General features: G+C 53.7%; 15 protein-coding genes. 1 reads left to right on the top strand and 14 read right to left on the bottom strand.

The genetic code is table 11. The features are described from left to right. Positions 1-185 precede the first annotated feature (185 nt). Entirely contained in the window at positions 186-3,215 is a 3,030-nt protein-coding gene (locus M3223_RS21235; RefSeq protein ID WP_251565359.1) for a fibronectin type III domain-containing protein, read from the top strand. An 84-nt stretch (positions 3,216-3,299) separates the two neighbouring features. Here the strand turns inward: M3223_RS21235 and M3223_RS21230 are convergent, their stop codons facing one another. From M3223_RS21230 to ilvB, 14 genes are all read right to left on the bottom strand, one after another. After that, entirely contained in the window at positions 3,300-4,262 is a 963-nt protein-coding gene (locus M3223_RS21230; protein ID WP_251565356.1) for an aldolase catalytic domain-containing protein, read from the bottom strand. A gap of 90 nt (positions 4,263-4,352) precedes the next feature. Then, on the bottom strand, positions 4,353-5,885 hold the full coding sequence (locus M3223_RS21225; RefSeq protein WP_251565354.1) for a leucyl aminopeptidase: 1,533 nt from the start codon (positions 5,883-5,885) through the stop codon (positions 4,353-4,355). A 59-nt stretch (positions 5,886-5,944) separates the two neighbouring features. Further along, positions 5,945-7,327 carry an ATP-binding protein gene (locus M3223_RS21220; RefSeq protein ID WP_251565352.1) on the bottom strand — a complete coding sequence of 461 codons (1,383 nt, stop codon included), beginning with the start codon at positions 7,325-7,327 and terminating at the stop codon, positions 5,945-5,947. Next, positions 7,328-7,747 carry a hypothetical protein gene (locus M3223_RS21215; RefSeq protein WP_251565350.1) on the bottom strand — a complete coding sequence of 140 codons (420 nt, stop codon included), beginning with the start codon at positions 7,745-7,747 and terminating at the stop codon, positions 7,328-7,330. It abuts the gene before it with no gap. Positions 7,748-8,007: 260 nt separating this feature from the next. Next, a complete protein-coding gene (locus M3223_RS21210) occupies positions 8,008-9,495 on the bottom strand; it encodes an anti-sigma factor domain-containing protein (protein ID WP_251565348.1) in 1,488 nt (495 codons plus the stop codon). Next, positions 9,492-10,310 carry an RNA polymerase sigma factor SigI gene (gene sigI, locus M3223_RS21205; protein ID WP_251565409.1) on the bottom strand — a complete coding sequence of 273 codons (819 nt, stop codon included), beginning with the start codon at positions 10,308-10,310 and terminating at the stop codon, positions 9,492-9,494. The genes M3223_RS21210 and sigI overlap by 4 nt, the downstream gene beginning before the upstream one ends. Before the next feature lie 107 nt (positions 10,311-10,417). After that, positions 10,418-10,843 (bottom strand): hypothetical protein, encoded by a 426-nt coding sequence (locus tag M3223_RS21200; protein WP_251565346.1) that lies wholly within the window; start codon positions 10,841-10,843, stop codon positions 10,418-10,420. 156 nt (positions 10,844-10,999) lie between these two features. Beyond that, positions 11,000-11,230 (bottom strand): hypothetical protein, encoded by a 231-nt coding sequence (locus M3223_RS21195; RefSeq protein WP_251565344.1) that lies wholly within the window; start codon positions 11,228-11,230, stop codon positions 11,000-11,002. A 240-nt stretch (positions 11,231-11,470) separates the two neighbouring features. Further along, a complete protein-coding gene (locus tag M3223_RS21190) occupies positions 11,471-12,019 on the bottom strand; it encodes a peroxiredoxin (RefSeq protein ID WP_251565341.1) in 549 nt (182 codons plus the stop codon). Between the two features lie 135 nt (positions 12,020-12,154). Then, positions 12,155-13,237 (bottom strand): 3-isopropylmalate dehydrogenase, encoded by a 1,083-nt coding sequence (leuB, locus tag M3223_RS21185; RefSeq protein ID WP_251565339.1) that lies wholly within the window; start codon positions 13,235-13,237, stop codon positions 12,155-12,157. 224 nt (positions 13,238-13,461) lie between these two features. Beyond that, the gene (locus tag M3223_RS21180; protein WP_251565337.1) at positions 13,462-15,006 is read right to left on the bottom strand and encodes a 2-isopropylmalate synthase; all 1,545 of its coding nucleotides are present in this window, start codon (positions 15,004-15,006) and stop codon (positions 13,462-13,464) included. A gap of 86 nt (positions 15,007-15,092) precedes the next feature. Then, positions 15,093-16,085, bottom strand: coding sequence for a ketol-acid reductoisomerase (gene ilvC, locus M3223_RS21175; RefSeq protein ID WP_251565335.1), 993 nt, complete (start codon positions 16,083-16,085; stop codon positions 15,093-15,095). A 176-nt stretch (positions 16,086-16,261) separates the two neighbouring features. Then, positions 16,262-16,753, bottom strand: a complete 492-nt coding sequence (gene ilvN, locus M3223_RS21170) for an acetolactate synthase small subunit (RefSeq protein WP_251565333.1) — start codon at positions 16,751-16,753, stop codon at positions 16,262-16,264. Next, positions 16,750-18,495 (bottom strand): biosynthetic-type acetolactate synthase large subunit, encoded by a 1,746-nt coding sequence (ilvB, locus tag M3223_RS21165; RefSeq protein WP_251565407.1) that lies wholly within the window; start codon positions 18,493-18,495, stop codon positions 16,750-16,752. Before ilvB ends, ilvN begins: the two co-directional genes overlap by 4 nt. Positions 18,496-18,556: the final 61 nt, after the last annotated feature.

Genomic DNA, 18,556 nt, shown 5'->3' with positions numbered 1-18,556 from the left:
GCGCAAATCAAACTTTCGTTAATTCATCCAACTTTTGCGCCAAATTTTCTTTCAAAATAAAGGAGGTCTTTTATGTAAGCGTTCTATTTTAAAGCCTCTTCCAATCCTCCCTCCATCCTTCCATTGTGAAACTTCCGACCGGATTTGCTCGCTCTACTATCCCTTCACATAAGGAGAGTGTCCTTTTGCGATTAATCTTCGTTCGAAAGTCAACCTGGTTCTTGCTGAGCGTTATCCTCCTGATGCTTTTTTCCATGCTCTCATTGCGTCCCCCGCTTACTTACGCCGCAATCGGTAAAGACCCGCTCTACGGTAAAGTGCCTGGTCTCAACGAATATAGCAGAGTGATGATCTGGTACGGCACGAATACCGCTACCCAGACGCAGTTGAACACTCTCAAGACTTATGATCTGGTGATTTTGGAGCCAACCATCCGAATTATCAATGTCGCCAAAAACCAATTTTATTTCGAAACGTTCACCCCGAATCAAGTCAACGAAATCAAACGCGGAACAGACGGCATATTAGGGACGGCTGACGATGTCATCGTGCTGGCGTATATATCCGTGGGAGAACTGGCCACTTCAAGCGTATTCACCGGATTTACGGGCAATATGACGATCCAGAACGGGAAAGACGTCGGGCTTCTTCCTCCCAATTACAATGGCCCCAGCGGCCCGCTGCACGGACCGAACCCATGGAATTATAACGCTAGCGGAATTTATATTAACGTCGAAGGCGGCGTAATTCCGGACGGCACGTACAATTCCGGCTATAACGGATACGCTGGCATTTCGATTTCAGAGGATTATTCCCAGACGGGGAGCCTGCTGAGCTGGGGAAACAACGGCTTGATGCCCTGGTATTTGGACCAGCAAGGAACGTGGATGACGGATACCCGGTATATGTACGGCGGATACTGGAAATCCGGCGACGGAGTTGTGGATACGAACAAGACGTATGGCGGCGGTTATATAAACGGCGGGGATCCTGCCTGGAAAAAGTTGATTACTTTTATGACCGACAAGCTGGAGCATGACGCCGGGTATGACGGAGTGTTTCTAGATACGGTAGATACGCCCGACCCCATAGGAGGAGCTGGGCCTACGACCTCCTGGGGACCAAGAGGAAATTTCGGGTTTACGGCCAAAGGTATGGTGGAGCTGGTGGAAGCCGTCAAAGCGGTAGACCCTTCCAAAATCGTTGCGGCAAACCGCGCCTATTGGTATTTTAATCCCGACGAGGGAACATCGCAATTCGCTGCCCGATACCGGCATGCGATCAATATTTTCTTAACGGAATCATGGTATCACAATCCTTATATTACCTCGGGATCTAAGTTTTACGATGAGAATCCGGCGTTTGCAGGCAACTGGAACACCAATTCATCTTCCCCAACTTATCGAAGCCGTGACAACTTCGGAGGCTTTTGGAAGGATTATATGAATGCGCACGCGAATCAGTCGGACGGCTTTAATATCATCATTGCCGACTTTACCGTTCCAACTTCCGGTAAAGACAAATGGATGAATCAAGTGGTGCTTAACAGCGGATATATGGGCTACGACGTAAGCGGGGCGACTCACTTTGCGACGATGTACGGGGATGCAAAAAACTGGCTGGACAGCCGCGGATATCCGTCCGCATCGTTGGCCGGCATCCATCCGACCGATCTGTACGGAGGATTTAACATCGACGGCGATTTCGCCGATTGGGCAGGCGAAACGCCGATTTATACCAATCCGGCCGGCAGCAATGGCAAAGGCATTACCCAAGTGTATACCAAATTTGTCGGCGATAAGTTTTTCATGAAGATCGACGCTAACACAGCCTTAAACCTGCAAAGCGAAATGATTTATTTTGATTTTGATAAAAAAGGACCGACAGGCTGGCAGGGAGTCTCCTGGCCGATATCGCCGGATACCCGGATTTATTTCGAGAACGCGAATAAGGCCTATCTCGCTCCTCATGTCGCTGGGCAAGGAGATGTATTTAAATTCCCAAGCACGACGATCAGCAATAACGGCTGGCCGGTTGAGGTCAAACAATCCGGAAATTCGGCGGAGCTGGCCTTCGATGCGGATTATATTTTCCCCGCTTCTATGGCGGGACAGGACATTTGGACCTGGTTCCGGGTAGCGAATTTTGGAGGATCTTCAATTAAATTTACCGTTCCCGGCGCGCCTGCTATCCCGAGCGCTCCTGCCGGGCTAACCGCCGCTGCCGGCAACGGGCAGGTTACGCTGAACTGGACCCCCAATCCAGAATCCAACATTGCCGGATTTAACGTGTACCGCGACGGCGTGAAGCTCAACTCATCGTTAATTACGGCTGCTTCTTACACAAGCACAGGATTGTCAAACGGAACCTCGTACAGCTTTCAAGTGTCGGCCGTCAACACAGGCGGTGCAGAGTCGGCAAAGAGCAGTGCGGTTACGGCAGCCCCGCAAGTTCCCGTTCCGACCGCGCCTGCTGCTCCGGCCGGATTAACCGCTGCTGCCGGCAGCGGGCAAGTCACGCTGAATTGGACTCCGAATTCTGAATCCAATCTTGCCGGATACAATGTGTACCGCAACGGCGTGAAGCTCAACACCTCGTTGATTTCGGCTGCATCCTACACAAGCACAGGACTGACAAATGGAACCTCATACAGCTTCCAGGTGTCGGCCGTCAACGCAAGCAGTCTGGAATCGGCGAAAAGCAGCCCGGTAAACGCCATGCCGACAGCCGTTACGTCAATTACAATCGACGGATCCGCCAGCGATTGGGGCTCTATTCCCGTTTTAGCCTCAGGCTCCTCCAATGTTCAATCGTTGAAGGCCAGCAATAACGCAAACCAGTTGTTGTTATTGCTGCAGGGCACTGGCTTGAACGTAAAAGGCCAATTTTTCCTGGATACGGACAACAACCGCTTGACTGGCTATAACGCTGCAGGATGGACAACAAGCGGTGCCGAGAGCGGCGCCGAATACATGCTCGAGAATAACATCCTGTACTATAACTTCGCTCCCGGCTGGTCCTGGACGCGCGTCTACACGTTGTCCGCCTCGGAATTTCAGCGAAACAACAGCGTTGTTGAATTATCCGTTCCCTTATCCAGCATGAGCCTGACAACCGGAAGCACGATACGCATCGGCTATATCAGCAACGACTCGGCTACGAACCGGCTGCCGGCTGGGGCAGCCTCGCTGCCAAGCTATACGCTGGGCAGCTAATGTAAACTAAACGCACAAGGGGCCTGTTGGCGTCATTAAGATGACGCCAACAGGCCCCTTACGTTTAAACGGAATTGTATTGGTTTATTTGCCGTGCAGAACTTCCGGCGTCGTCAGGCGATCGTAGAAATCAACGATCTTGTCCTGATTGTCCGTGCCGCGAACCGCCATAGCGGAGCGAGGATGCTCGTCAAGCAGACCTGTCACCATGTACTCCATGATGTAGCCCCACTCTTCCTTCTCGCGCAGCGGAAGCATATGCTTCTCGACCATTTCCAGCACAGGGCGAACGTTATACTTTGTGCCCGGCAGGTGAGCGACCAGAAGCTCCGTGTTGCAGTTGCCCGCAGCGCGGCCCATGCCGTATACGCTCGCGTCAAGGAATTCAACGCCCTTGTCGACGGCCAGCAGCGTGTTGGCAAACGCCAGCTGCTGATTGTTGTGCGTATGCACGCCGAGCTTTTTGTTCGGCAGATGCTGCTTGAACTTGTCGATCAGGTAGCCGAAATCGCTCGGCTTAAGGCTGCCGTAGGAGTCAACGACGTACACGACGTCGACGACGCTCTCGCGAATCGCCTCAAACGCTTCAATCAGCTGGTTCTCCATTACGTTGGACAGCGCCATAATGTTCAGCGTCGTCTCGTAGCCGCGCTCGTGGAACAGCGAAACCAGCTCCAGAGCCTTGTCCACATCCTGGATGTAACAAGCGACACGAATCAGGTCCAGCATGCTTTCGGTACGCGGAAGCACGTCCGCTTCATCTACACGGCCGATGTCGACCAGTGCGGACAGCTTTGTTTTGCCTTTGTTCGGGATGACCTTGCGCAGGAAGTCATCATTCAGAAAGCGCCAAGGACCTGCAGATTCGGCACCCTTGAGCAGCTTCGGAGAGTTCTTGTAGCCAATCTCCATATACTCAACGCCTGCCTCATCGAGGCTGCGGTACAGATCCTGGACAAATTCAATGCTGAAGTCCCAATTGTTAACTAATCCACCGTCACGGACGGTGCAATCGACGATTTTGCTAATGCTTGTTTTAGCAGACATAGTCTCAGAACTCCTTACATGGGAAAGATTGCGTTCATCCTATAATACGGGAAATGGATGAAGAACGCAAAGAAATTCGTCGAATAACCGTTAACCTCTTCGTACCAGCTCAGCCAGCGTACGGGCCATTACTCCCGTCGCGCCTTTGCCTTCCCAGCCGCGCGCGCGGCTGATCCAGGACGTGCCGGCGATGTCGATATGGAGCCAAGGTTTTTCCCCGACAAACGCGCTGATGAACATGCCGGCAATGCTCGCCGCTCCTTCTCGTCCGGCTCCGTTTTTTAAATCCGCGGCATCGCTGTCGAGCTGGCGGCGATATTCCTTAAAAGCAGGCAGCGGCCATACCCGCTCACCGGTGCGAAGGGCGGCCTCTTCCAGCTGCTGACGAAAAGTTTCGTCGTTGCTCATAATGCCGGAGGCCACTTCTCCGAGCGCTCCGACCACTCCTCCGGTAAGTGTAGCCACATCGACAAGCTTCGTCGCTCCGCGCTTCAGCGCCGTTGTCATTCCGTCCGCCAGCACAAGCCGGCCCTCGGCGTCCGTATTGACGATTTCGACAGTTAACCCGTTCATCATCGTAATGACGTCTCCAGGTTTATACGCGCGCTCCGAAATCATATTTTCCGCGGATGGAATGACCGCCACGACATTGGCCTTCAGCTTCAAGCTGCCAATAATCCGCATTGCGGCCAGCACGGCGGCGGCGCCGCCCATATCGCCGATCATCTCCTCCATGCCTGGAGCGCGTTTTAGCGAATAACCGCCCGTATCAAACGTAATGCCTTTGCCGACGAGACCCCATTTTTCTTCGCTGTCCGGGTCGCCCTCATAATGCAGCACAATCATGCGCGGCGGGTGAACGCTTCCTTTGCCGACCGCCAGCAATCCTCCCATGCCTTGCTCCTGAGCTGTCCATTCATCGATAATCTCGCAGTCCAGATCGTAATCCGCCGCCAGCTGTTCCGCTTCCTCGGCCAGCGCCTCCGGCGTTAACACGCTGCCTGGCAAATGGACAAGGTCCCTCGCCCATACGACTGCTTCCCCAGCCGTAACGCCGCGCTTAAAGCCTTCGTTCCATATGGCTGTCTGCTCCTCCGTAGGCTCGCCGCACAACTGGCATTGCAGTTCCGCAGCATGTACTTTTTTAGACTCCTCCGAGATTGTCTTGCTCCGCTCGTAAGCTCCGAGCACCAGACCCTCCGCAAGCGCCGCAGCCGCATCGCCGGTCTCAATCCCGCCAATTCCGGCATAGAGTGCTGTCGGCAGCAATAAACAGGCGCTGGCTGCCTTTTGGCTGCGAACCTCGCGCGCGGCAGCTGCTCCGAGCCTCCGCAGATCGTCTGCCGATACAGCTCCGCCGCCAAGTCCGATAAATGCAGCCGTGCTGTTAGGAAGCAGGCCGAGCAAAGGAATGCTCAGCGTCTGCTCCGGCGACGCCTTAAAGCTGCCGCGGCGGTAACGCTCCTGCATCGCTTCCTTGACAGCGGGAAGCGCCAGCGGATCTGCCGCATCCAGCTTTTCCGAAGCGGATTCCTGCCCAAGCTCAGCTGCGGTTACGGGACGGACAAGCAGCTCCCAGGGTTGGCTCTGTTCCTGTATGGTATCGGTAAAGGTAATTTTCATTGTATTCATCTCCCTTTCTCATCAAAAGCGCAAAAAAACCGGGATGCGCAATCCCGATTTTAAACTTTTTGCTCAACGATTGGCAAATAGATCATAAATGAAGTCCCCTCCCGGGCCACGCTCGTTACGCGAATCGTTCCGCCGTGATTGCGGATGATGCGGTAGCTGACGGAAAGGCCAAGCCCGGTACCGGATTCTTTCGTCGTAAAAAAGGGGTCGAACAGCCGGTTCAGCGTCGCGCGGTCCATGCCTTTTCCGTTGTCCTTGATCGTAATTTCCGCAAAGTCGGTTTTGCGCTTCAAGATGACGTCAATTCGTCCCGGCCGTTCGCCATTCATCTCAGCGATGGCGTCCATGGCGTTTTTGAACAGATTGAGCACAACCTGCTTGATCTGCTTCACGTCGATTGACACTTGAAGATCCGCTTCATACGACTCCAGATAAATCTGGCAGTTATGCATGAGCGCCTCGCTTTCGCTGAGCAGGCTCACTTCCTTGAGCAGCGATGTGAGGCGAATCGTTTGCTTCATCGGAGCGGTCGGCTTGGACGAATTCAAAAATTCATAGATGATATCGTTCGCCCGGTCGATCTCGGCCACCATAATTTTGGCGTATTCCTCTTTGCCCAGATCAACTAACACCGGCCGCAGCAGCTGGATAAATCCTCGAATCGACGTCAACGGATTGCGAATCTCATGCGCAATGGCTGCCGCGATTTTGCCGAGCATCGCCAGCTTGTCGTTCTGATAGGCAGTCTGCTCAATCTGCTTATATTCGGAAACATCCTTCATGCTGATCAAATATTCGCCGTCCAGCTGATCTCCGTAGGTGGCGGTAATGAGCAAATGCCGTCCATTGCTGTCTTGAAACTCAAAATATTTGTTGCGGCGTACAATAATTTCGCGATAAAGGCGAATGAGCAGCCTGCGGGTCAGACGGGACAGCTGGGAATGGCGCATAATCTCCAGAATGCTGCATCCGATAAGCGTTTTGCGCGGAACGTCCAGAAATTTAGCCATCTGCAGATTCATGAACGTGACGATGCCATCCGTGTCAAAAAGCGCGATGCCGCTGTCCATATGCTGGAGAACATTTTCGTACTTGCTCTTAACCCTCTCGAAGGAACGGTAAGAACGGCTCAGCAGCTCGCGCATTTCAATGTAGCGGTCGTCTGCCGGCCGTTCGGGCTGGTATCGGAAACGGTAAGAAACCATCAGCTCGATGAGGAACAGAAAGGAGCGGCTGTATAGCTCCAGAGCTTCCTCCGAATCGACGTTCAGGACAATATTGCGCATGCATTCTTCATGGATTGCAATAATTTCCTCAGGTCCAATGCTTTGAAACATTTTCCCTAACTCCGTCGCCTGGTACAGGGACGCCTCGCTTCCGCTGCGTATATATTCGGCAAGCGCCGGGAAGTAGCGCTTTCGAATTGCCTGCATTTAACCTTGCTCCTCTCCGTTAGCAAACAGCTGGAGCTGTATCGGGTCCGAGTTCATGTAGTAGGAGGGAGGCAGCCACTTACGAAACGTGATGAATGTCCCAACGCGACGGGTAATTGCGATATCCCATTCCTCCGACCAAAGCGACTTCCATTCCTCCTCAAGCTCACGGGAGAAGCTGCAGCTGCCGATTAAAGACCACTCCAGCCCCTCTTCTCCCGTCTCGTTCCGCACTCTGCCGATAAGCATCTGGCTCTTCTGATGCATCTCCACAAAACAATTCGAGAGTTCTGAAATGGCATAGGCGACGCGCGTCTGATCAATAATTCCAAATCCAAGCTCTCTTGCAAGCTCCCTGCCTCTTTGGCGAGCTCTAATGGCATCCTTGACATTGCTGATGTTGAACAGTTCCATCTCCATGTACGAGCCCCGCCTCCCGTAATATCCTGTCAGGATCGCAGTCAAGCCGTCGTTTCGTAAACTAATCATAGGATTCGCTGTCAACTAGTGTCAATCGGAAATAATGTCGAATAATGCCATTATACGCATCGCTTTAATGATAGCTTGAAAAGCGTCCCTCAACGGCGTACTTCATGCAGCTCTTCCCAGGTCATCACATGCGCAAAATGCGTCATATCGCCGCAATTGATGCCGCAATTGCGTTGGCTTCACCGTTCGAATCAGTCGGTCTCGTCGTCTTCGTCATCATCATCGTCGTTGCGGTCATCTCGGTCACGATTGTGGTGATGATCGTCATCATCTTGATCACGGTCTTCGTCGTAGCGGTCATCATCGTCGCGGTTTTTGTTTTTATAAGCGTCGTGATCGTCGTCTTCCTTGCGGGAGTTATCGTTTTTCTCGTGCTTTTTTTGCTCGGTGTCGTTTTTCAGCTTCTGCTCCGCTTCCTTCAAACGTTCTTCCGCTTCCAGCTTTTTCCGCTCCAGTTCTTTACGGGCCTGCTCCGCTTCCTTGCGGAGCTTCTCAATCAGCTGTTCCTTCTCGCGGAGCCATTCTGATTTATCTCGATCCCAGTGATCGTCCCAGTCCTCATCATCGTCCCATTTGTCCTTCCAATCATCATCACGGTCCCGCCCGTTTGTATGACCGTTGTTATGCGGCTTGGCTGATGCAGACGGCGAAGGCTTACTTTTGACAATGCTTGCCTGAGGCACTGGCGGCCGGGTCGAAGACGGCGATTTAGTTGCAGTCCCCGAAGGTTTGTCAATCGAAGGCTTGACTGTGGGGCTGGCGCTTGGCCGGCCATCTTCTTGACCCGCAGCCTGCTGTTTATTCGCAGATGCACTCGGCTGCGGAGTCGGCTGATGTGCACCCGTCGCATTCGCAGCCCGATCCCGTTTCTCCTCCTCAGCCAGCTGGTTTAGCTTGTCGGGATCAAGACTCGTCCCATCATTCACCAGCAAATCGACGCCGCCTTGCCATTTAGAGGCCGCTTGCAAAGGCTGCATGCGGAATTGCTCCAGACTGACGGAGTATCCCTTGTCTTTGGCCAGCAAATAAACGGTCATTCCGCCGATTGAGAGTCCAAGCTCGGACGCTTCCTCCATGACGGCAGGAGTAGATTCCAGCTCCGTTATCTTGATTCCGGCATGGCCTTCAACGCTTGCAGCAGCGTCGAAAGCTTTTTTAGCCTCCGATTCCAGTCGGCTCAACACCTCCTGATCCGCCCCATCCAGCTTGACGCCTGCCAGCAGCACGTTCGCTGTGCCATCGTCCAAATAGGAACGTTCCGCCAGCTCTCCGGCCAGATAGTGCAACAGTCCGGATACCGGCTCTCCGTCATAATCCATGCCCTCGACAATAGGGATGGCATCGGCGTTAACCGCCCGCAGCGACCTTACGGCCAACTTATCGTCCACCCCAATTTCAAAGCTGGGGTTAATGTCCATGCTAATGACAGCAACGACAGGCCTGGCTTCCGCTCTCTCGGATAGGAAGATGGGAATGGCGATAATAAGCGCCATCGCCGCTGTTGCAGCCGGCAGCCACCAAATATGGCGCGAGACGCGCTGTCTCTCCGGCGCAGAGAGGCTGACCTCTTCGCCGGTTTGTTCCCCTCCGCGGCTTTTTACTTTACGGAACCGTCCGTCCGGGGTGAGCACGATCAATTTGCCCTTTTTAACTTCCAGCACGATTCCTTTTCCGCTCACAGCCCTTTCCCCCCTGCTGATAACTCCCGCTCCGGCTCCGGCTGTTCCGGACCCAGCTGCAAATAATCCGATAAATAAGGATAATGTCCCCGAAGTAAAACCGCGACCGCAATTAAATACTTCCGGTTGCGTTCAATTGTTTTGCGCGACACACCGGCCAGCTCCGTCAGCTCCTTGACGGGCAGCCGGCGCGACTGGACAAGCAGTCCCCACAATCCTTCCGTAAAAGCAAGTCTGCGCGCAATCCCTTGCACAAGAATTCGCGAATCTTCATGTTTAGGAGAGCTGTCCGCCAAATCCGTAAACCGGATTCCATACCCGGCAAGCTCGGCGGCATATTCCTCAATCTCCATGCGCCGGTTTTCCGAGTCTCGCTCCTGCTGGTAGCGGGATACGGCCTGTTTAGCCCATGTTGCCTGCACATTCTCTTCCAGCTGGCCGTCCTGCACAAGATTGCCTGCAGGAAGCGACTGCCAATGACGCTTCTCCCGCCGGAGATGGTCGATGAGCCGCCGCCGGATAACCGTTTCGGCAAAACTCGTAAAGGAGCGCCCGGACTTCGAGGAAAACTGGTGGATCGCCTCATTAAACGCAATAAGCGCAATGCTGAATTCGTCGTCTCGGGCCGGATCTATGTATCGCTTGCAAAAACGGCTCGTCGCCTTAAGAATAAACGGCCGGTAATCCTGAATGAGCTGCTCGCGCAAGCTCTCGTTGCCTTGCTGGATTTTATGAATCGTTTCGGCAAGCTGTTCCTTGCCTTCTTCCGACTTCTGCTTGAAGCTGAAGCGTCCCAGCCATCGTTTGAACAACATCAGCAGCAATACAGCACCTCGTTTCTATACGGTTCGCAATCGTTTGTCCAATTGCGGGAGTAGGTGAAAAATAAAAGATGCCTCCGTGGCAGGAGGCATCTCATTGGCTAACAGAGACCTTCGGAGGTTCGCTTGGCCTTCAGCTTGTTGCGGCGGGAGTTAAGTATTCCCAGCCTTTTTTTCAGCTCTGCTTCCCAGGTCGAGTCTCCTAGATGTTTGGCGAATCCCAGCAGATCCAGAGCCATATCAATCTGGCTCATCACGACGTCCATCGGGTCTTCGTTGTCGTGATTGACGCAATTTTCAAAAAGAGCCTTGCTGCGCTGATCGACGTAATCCTGAAAATCAACCTCGGACACACCGTCTCCATGCGCATATTCGGCGAGAATTTCATATTCGCTCTCTATCATATAATGAATATCTACGCGATGGCAAACCGGACAGAACAAAATGGGGACATTATGAATGTGCGTCCGGTAATGCCTAAGCGTGCCCTTTGTACCGATCATGCTTGCTCCGCAGCAAAAACTCATCCCTGGTTCCCTCCTTGTTAAACAGTTATTTGCCATCTGTCTTCTGATTTTTCTGTCATTATATTCGTCGCCAACGAGCGAAATTCCTGCTTCAATGGAACAAAGCCTGTCTCTAAAGGCCGTTAAAAAGTTTCCTTATTACTCAAAAATTGGACGTTAGGGAATTTCAGTCGGCGGTACCTGCCCCGGTTCTATCTCCGGCCCGCTAGGCAATTCAGGAAGCTCTGGAGCGCGTTCCGGCGCTATCTCGGGCTTGTCCGGCAGAGGCACGATCTCCGGCTTATCCGGCTGCTCGATTTCCGGGGAAGGCGGCGGGATTATTTCAGGTTTCGGCTCCTTTGGGTCATGGGCAGACTTCGGGTACGTATGATCCGGTTCAAGCATCATTTCGCAGCCTCCTCTTCCTTGAAGTGGATTCTGTTATTCTTAACCTTTGCTTGGAATTAAGACGCATCAAGCGGAAAAAAAGATGCTGGCACCTGATCTTCCTCAGCTCGTAACCGGGAATCCGACGGAATTTCATTGGGACCATTCCATTGAACGCGAAAAAGCCAGAGCATTCGCTCTGGCTTGTCCGTGTTTATGCAATTCTATCGGCTTATGCCGGAGCATCAGCCTGGGGGTGAATTAAACCGTAACCAGGTTTTTGTCGCCTGGCTTCCAGTTCATTGGGCACAGGCCGCCGGATTGCAGCGCCTGCAGCACGCGAAGCGTTTCTTCAACGCTGCGGCCTACGTCGTTATGGTTAACGACTTGGTATTTGAGTTCGCCTTCCGGATCGATGATGAACAGGCCGCGCAGTGCGATGCCTTCTTCTTCGATCAGGACGCCGTAGTCACGGGATACTTGCTTCGTGATATCGGCAGCAAGCGGGAAGTTCAACTGGCCAAGGCCGTTGTCGTTTTTGGACGTGTTGATCCAAGCTTTGTGGCTGTGGATGCTGTCGATGCTGACGCCGAGAATCTCGGTGTTCAGCTTTTTGAACTCTTCAGCTGCGTCGCTAAGAGCCGTAATCTCCGTTGGGCACACAAACGTGAAGTCCAGCGGGTAAAAGAAGAATACGAGCCATTTGCCGCGGTAGTCGGAAAGGGATACTTTACCGAACTCTTTGCCTTGACCGTCTACAGTCTCCATCGTAAAATCCGGGGCCAGACGGCCTACCAAACGTTCTGCCATTGTTCCGAATTACCTCCTTGACGCTTAGAGCGTGAGTATATGTTGTCACCTCTCGTGACGTTCTATGCGATCATATCATTAATTGCAGAACATAGTCAATATTAGATTGAAATAATTATTATCTGAAAATCAGAGTCAGACTTTACGGAGAGCATTCACGATCAGATCGCCCATTGCCGTCGTTCCGATTGCTTTTGATTTGTCGACAGCGATATCGCCCGTACGGTGGCCTGCATCCAAAACTTCCTTAACGGCGTCTTCAATCGCTTGCGCAGCGTCCGCATAACCAAATGTCAGGCGGAACATGAGCGCAACGGACAGGACGGTCGCGATCGGGTTGGAAATGCCTTGTCCGGCAATGTCAGGCGCGGAACCGTGCACCGGCTCGTACAGGCCGAAGCTGCCCTCTCCAAGCGATGCAGAGCTCAGCATGCCGATTGAACCGGTCAGCATAGCCGCTTCGTCGCTCAAAATGTCGCCAAACATGTTCTCCGTCACGATAACGTCGAAGCTCGATGGACGGCGAAGCAGCTGCATCGCGCAGTTGTCTACGAGCACATGCTCCAGCTCAACCTCAGGATACTCAGGAGCAATCCGGTTTACAACCTCGCGCCACAGGCGGGAAGTTTCCAATACGTTTGCTTTATCGACGGATGCAAGGCGTTTGCTGCGCGTCATTGCAATTTCGAACGCCTGACGGACGATACGCTCTACCTCTTGCACATTATAAACGCAAGTGTCGACCGCTTCTTGGCCGTTTTCACCCTCGCGGCGGAATTTCTCGCCGAAGTAGATTCCCCCGGTCAGCTCGCGCACAACGATCAGGTCTGTACCTTCAAGCACTTCCGGCTTCAGCGTGGAGGCGTCCTTCAGGCAGTCAAATACGTTTGCCGGGCGGATGTTGGAGAACAGGCCCAGCGCTTTGCGGATGCCGAGCAATCCCGTTTCCGGGCGCAGCTCCTTGGAGTTGTTATCCCATTTTGGACCGCCAACCGCTCCGAGCAGAACGGCGTCGGCATTTTTACAAATGTCCAGCGTTTCCTGCGGCAGCGGCGTACCCTTTTCGTCGATGGCGATGCCGCCGAACAGCCCGTGCTCAAATTCAAAACGGTACTCGTACAGCTCCTCGATTTTGCGGATCACTTTAATTGCTTCCCCGACTACCTCGGGTCCGATTCCGTCGCCTGCGATAACGGCGATTTTTTTGACTTCTGCCATATAAAAACACTCCCGTCTTCATTTCATAATCGATTGATAATAACTATCAATAGTTGTATCATACTTAAGCTTCCGTGCCCAAGATTGGAAAGCTATCGTCGTAATAGGCCATACCTATAGAGATATCAGACTTCCATACTTGCTTTTTGAATGCCGCTAATAAGTGCTAAAAAGACCTCAGCTCCACTATAAAAAGCGGCGCCGAGGTCTCTATAAAAACTGCTTTAGATCAAGCTCATTTTATCCCGGCGTCCCGGAGCTTTGCGTTTCTCGATCAGCCGGTTAAGCGCATCGACATAAGCGCGGGCGCTCGCCTCCAAAATATCGGTGCTGACGCCGCGACCTTGCGCGGTTGCCTCACCTTGGCGCAGCACGACATGAACCTCTCCGAGCGCGTCCTTGCCGTGAGTAACGGATTTGATGGAGTAGTCCTCCAGCTCAACCGCCTCCGCAGTCAGGCCGTCAATGGCGTTGAACAGCGCGTCGATGGAGCCGTTGCCCTCTGCAGTGCCCGTCTGTACGCCTTTGCCTTCAACATTGATCGTAACGGTCCCTTTTGGCGTGGAACGGTTGCCGTAGTGAACCTCGATCGTTTCCAGCGCGTAAACCTCCGTCGCAGCAGCGAGCTTCTCCTCCAGCATAGCAAGCAGATCCTCGTCGGTGACGTTTTTCTTGCGGTCGGCCAAATCCTTAAATTTGGCGAAGGCGGTGTTGAGCGCCTCCTCCTCAAGGGCATAACCAAGGTCGAGCAGCTTCTCGCGGAACGCGTGGCGGCCGGAGTGTTTGCCCATAACGAGCTTGGATTCCTTGATGCCGATCGTTTCGGGAGAAATAATCTCGTACGTCGTTTTTTCTTTCAGCATGCCGTCCTGATGAATGCCGGACTCATGCGCAAAAGCGTTGGCGCCGACGATAGCCTTGTTGCCCGGAACGACCATGCCGGTCAGCTTGCTGACCAGACGGCTCGTGCGCGCGATTTCCTGAAGCTTCAAGCCCGTTTTGGCTCCAAAAAGAGCCCCGCGAGTTTCCAGCGCCAGAGCGACCTCTTCAATCGCTGTATTGCCCGCACGTTCGCCGATGCCGTTGATTGTGCCCTCGATCTGGTCCGCGCCGTTCAGCACGGCTGCCAGCGCATTGGCTGTAGCCATCCCAAGATCATCATGGCAGTGGGCGCTCAGCTGGATCGTTTCGATGCCGGGAACGTTTTCCTTGAGCGTTTTGAAAATGTTGCCAAACTCGGCTGGAGTCATATAACCGACCGTATCGGGAATATTGACGACCGTTGCGCCAGCTTTGATGGCCATTTCCGTAACCTCGCAGAGGAAGTCCAGCTCAGTGCGTCCGGCATCCTCCGGCGAGAATTCGATTTTGTTGAAAAATTGCTTGGCGTAGCGGATCGCCTTGTCAGCGGTCGCAAGCACCTGCTCCTTTTCCATCTTCAGCTTATGCTTGCGGTGGATCGGCGAGGTCGCCAGAAAGATGTGAATGCACGGGTCGGCAGCATCCTTCAGCGCTTCCCAAGCCGCGTCAATATCCCGCTCTACGGCGCGGGCGAGACCGATGACCGTTGCGGATTTGACCGCTGCGGCTACTGCCTGCACGGCTGCAAGGTCGCCCGGCGAGGCCGCAGGAAATCCCGCTTCAATCCGATCGACGCCCAGCTTCTCCAGCTGGAGGGCGATCTCCACCTTTTCTTGGGTATTCAGGTTGACCCCTGGCGATTGCTCGCCGTCGCGGAGCGTTGTATCAAAAATATAGATTTTACGCATACCGGCACCTCCATTTCGAGTTATTAATCGTAAAAGCGGCAAACGCGCCTCATTCCTGGAGGAAGAAGCGCGCCGTCCACTGTTTCTTACTTCTTGATCCAGTGCATCAGCTCACGAAGCTGAGCGCCGGTTTTTTCGATTGCATGCTCCGACTCGTTGCGGCGGGTAGCCGTTAGCATAGCGCGGCCGGATTTGTTCTCGAGGATGAAGTCGCGGGCGAATTTGCCCTGTTGGATGTCGGAAAGAACTTCCTTCATCGCTTTTTTTGTTTCGTCCGTCACGATGCGAGGGCCAGTTACGTAGTCGCCGTATTCAGCCGTGTTGGAGATGGAATCGCGCATGGAAGCCAGTCCGCCTTCGTACATCAGGTCGACGATCAGCTTCAGCTCATGCAGACACTCGAAGTAAGCCATCTCTGGAGCGTAGCCTGCTTCAACAAGCGTTTCGAAGCCGGCTTTGACCAGCGCGGACGTGCCGCCGCAAAGTACTGCTTGCTCGCCGAACAGATCCGTTTCGGTCTCTTCGCGGAAGGAAGTTTCGAATACGCCTGCACGGGTGCAGCCGATGCCTTTAGCATAAGCAAGGCCGATTGCTTGAGCGTTGCCCGTAGCGTCCTGCTCGATTGCGATCAGTCCAGGAACGCCGAAGCCTTCTACATAAGTGCGGCGAACCATGTGGCCCGGGGATTTAGGAGCGACAAGCAGAACGTCCGTGTCTTTGCTTGGCACGATTTGGCCAAAGTGAACGTTGAAACCGTGGGAGAACATCAGCGCCGCGCCTTTTTTCAGGTTTGGTGCGATTTCGTCGTTGTATACTTGAGCTTGAGTTTCGTCCGGCATCAAGATTTGAACAACGTCAGCTTTACGGGTAGCGTCAGCAACGGACAGAACTTCGAAGCCGTCGTTGCGCGCTTTGTCGGCGGATTTGCCTTCGCGAAGACCGATAACAACTTTCACGCCGCTGTCACGCAGGTTTTGCGCTTGTGCGTGGCCTTGGCTTCCGTAGCCGATTACGGCAATCGTTTTTCCTTGGAAAATGCTGAGATCCGCGTCGTTTTCGTAGTACAATTTAACTGCCATGATATGATGATGCCTCCTTTAAATTTGAACCCCTTTGAGCGGGTGTTTAAAGAGATAACGCACTAAAGCTGAACTGCTGAAGCCGTCGCTCTCCTTAAACTCCCGCTCAAAGCGGGCTTTATAGGTAGAAATTATAGCGTTATAGGTGCGTTTTCGAACTTATCAAAAAATTCCGACTACGAGCGTACAGTTCCGCGGTTCATTGCGGTAATACCGGTGCGGGAAAGCTCCCGGATGCCGTATGGGCGGAGCAGTTCAATCATGGCGTCGATTTTTTCCGGTGATCCGACAACCTGCACGATCAGCGTCGTAGGAGCGATGTCTACTACAGCTGCACGGAACGTTTCGACTACGCCCAGAATTTCCGGACGGACCGCAGGATCGGCGCTGACCTTGATAAGTGCGAGCTCGCGCTCGACCATCGGGCTGGCGCTAACGTCGACAACCTTGATTACGTCGATAAGTTTGTATAGCTGTTTGGATACTTGCTCAAGCAGCTTGTCGTCGCCGGCGGTCACAATAACCATTCGGGAAAGACCCGGCTCTTCGCTGGCTCCCACCGTGATGCTCTCGATATTGAATCCGCGGCGGCCAAACAATCCGGCAACCCGCTGCAAAACGCCTGGCTGGTCGTTGACCAGAATCGCTATCGTATAGTTGCGCTTCATTCTTCATCCCCCATGAGCATAACGTCGATCGTGTTGCCCTGCGTGACCATGGGATACACGTTCTCGCCCTTGCGAACGACAAACTCCACAACAGCCGGACCCGGATGCGCGAGCGCTTCCTTCCATGCCGCCTCCGCCTCTTCCTTGTTCGTTGCCCGGAATCCTTTGACGCCGTAGGCTTCGGCAAGCTTGACGAAATCGGGGCTGCCAGCGAGATCGATATGGCTGTAACGGTTGTCGTAGATGATTTCCTGCCACTGACGAACCATGCCAAGCACCTGGTTGTTGATGATGGCTACTTTTACCGGAATGTTGTTAATGGCGCAAATTGCGAGCTCTTGTGCGCACATCTGCATGCCGCCGTCACCGTTAATGCTGACGACAAGCCGATCCGGGTTCGCCATTTGAGCGCCGATCGCAGACGGGAATCCGAAGCCCATCGTACCGAGACCACCGGAGGTGATCCAGGAGCGCGGCTGATTGAAACGATAATATTGAGCAGCCCACATCTGGTGCTGGCCAACGTCCGTCGTAACGATCGCGTCGCCGTTCGTCGTATCATGAATCATGCTGATAACCCATTGCGGCTTAAGCTCGGTGTCGGAATCCGTATAACGCAGCGGCTGCTCCTGCTTCCACTGGCTTACTTGAGCCCGCCATGCATCGGCTTTAGCGGCGTAACCAACCTCGGCATTGACGAGAGCAAGCGTTGTTTTGACGTCGCCGACAATCGGGATATCCGTTGGAACGTTTTTGCCGACTTCGGCCGGATCGATATCGATATGAACGATTTTGGCTTTCGGCGCGAAGCCGTCCAGCTTCATTGTCACCCGGTCGTCGAAGCGCGCTCCGATGTTGATCAGCAGATCGCATTCTTGAATCGCTTTGTTAGAGGTGTACGTTCCGTGCATGCCCGGCATGCCGAGCCACAGGTCGTTGCCGCTCGGGAAAGCTCCAAGGCCCAGCAGCGTTGTCGTTACCGGAATTCCGGTTTTGGTGATGAATTCCAGCAGCTCCTCGTGTCCGCCGGAGTACACAACCCCGCCGCCTGCCAGCACAACGGGGCGCTCTGCTTCGGAAACGGCTTTAATTAGCTTGTCGAGCTGCGGCTTGCGCGGCGTTACCGTCGGATTGTAACCGCGGATGCTTACTTCCGTTACCGGCTTGAACAGCGTTTTGGCGGCGGAAACATCCTTAGGAATATCGATCAGCACCGGACCTTTGCGGCCTGTATTCGCGATATGGAACGCCTCGTGAATTACGCGCGGCAGATCCTCAACGTCGCGGACCAGGTAGCTGTGCTTTGTGATCGGCATCGTAATGCCGGTAATGTCGGCTTCCTGGAAAGCGTCCGTGCCAATGAAGCTCGTGGCTACGTTGCCGGTAATAACGACCATCGGAACCGAATCCATGTAGGCCGTTGCAATTCCCGTTACAAGGTTTGTCGCTCCCGGACCGGAGGTTGCGATGCATACGCCTACTTTGCCCGACGCCCTCGCATAACCGTCAGCCGCATGGATAGCGCCTTGTTCATGACGGGTCAGAACGTGATTGAAGTCCTTGAAGCCGTGCATTGCATCATAGATGAAAAGCACCGCGCCGCCGGGATAGCCGAATACACATTCCACACCCTCGAGCACCAGGCTGCGGAGAAGAATTTCGGAGCCGCTGACCACTTCTGGGGTCCTCATTCTTTCCATGATTTCTTCTTTTGAACGTAATGCTTCGCCCTGCATAACCATCATGTGTTCCTCCCTTCGTGACGGCGGCGGTGTCGACTGACCGCCTTCGCCCTCTATTGTG

Origin of the sequence: Paenibacillus pasadenensis (genome assembly GCF_023715725.1) — a bacterium.
Lineage (GTDB): Bacteria > Bacillota > Bacilli > Paenibacillales > Paenibacillaceae > Paenibacillus_O > Paenibacillus_O pasadenensis_A.
Note: the sequence above shows the minus strand (reverse complement) of the source record. Positions and strands in the feature narration are given on the sequence as shown.

Excerpts from the sequence above, each read along its gene's own strand:
- sigI (WP_251565409.1), bottom strand. The coding sequence starts at position 10,310 with ATGTTGTTCAAACGATGGCTGGGACGCTTCAGCTTCAAGCAGAAGTCG.
- M3223_RS21190 (WP_251565341.1), bottom strand. The coding sequence starts at position 12,019 with ATGGCAGAACGTTTGGTAGGCCGTCTGGCCCCGGATTTTACGATGGAG.
- leuB (WP_251565339.1), bottom strand. The coding sequence starts at position 13,237 with ATGGCAGAAGTCAAAAAAATCGCCGTTATCGCAGGCGACGGAATCGGA.
- M3223_RS21230 (WP_251565356.1), bottom strand. The coding sequence starts at position 4,262 with ATGTCTGCTAAAACAAGCATTAGCAAAATCGTCGATTGCACCGTCCGT.
- M3223_RS21225 (WP_251565354.1), bottom strand. The coding sequence starts at position 5,885 with ATGAAAATTACCTTTACCGATACCATACAGGAACAGAGCCAACCCTGG.
- ilvC (WP_251565335.1), bottom strand. The coding sequence starts at position 16,085 with ATGGCAGTTAAATTGTACTACGAAAACGACGCGGATCTCAGCATTTTC.
- ilvN (WP_251565333.1), bottom strand. The coding sequence starts at position 16,753 with ATGAAGCGCAACTATACGATAGCGATTCTGGTCAACGACCAGCCAGGC.
- M3223_RS21215 (WP_251565350.1), bottom strand. The coding sequence starts at position 7,747 with ATGGAGATGGAACTGTTCAACATCAGCAATGTCAAGGATGCCATTAGA.
- M3223_RS21220 (WP_251565352.1), bottom strand. The coding sequence starts at position 7,327 with ATGCAGGCAATTCGAAAGCGCTACTTCCCGGCGCTTGCCGAATATATA.
- M3223_RS21195 (WP_251565344.1), bottom strand. The coding sequence starts at position 11,230 with ATGATGCTTGAACCGGATCATACGTACCCGAAGTCTGCCCATGACCCA.
- ilvB (WP_251565407.1), bottom strand. The coding sequence starts at position 18,495 with ATGGTTATGCAGGGCGAAGCATTACGTTCAAAAGAAGAAATCATGGAA.
- M3223_RS21180 (WP_251565337.1), bottom strand. The coding sequence starts at position 15,006 with ATGCGTAAAATCTATATTTTTGATACAACGCTCCGCGACGGCGAGCAA.
- M3223_RS21200 (WP_251565346.1), bottom strand. The coding sequence starts at position 10,843 with ATGAGTTTTTGCTGCGGAGCAAGCATGATCGGTACAAAGGGCACGCTT.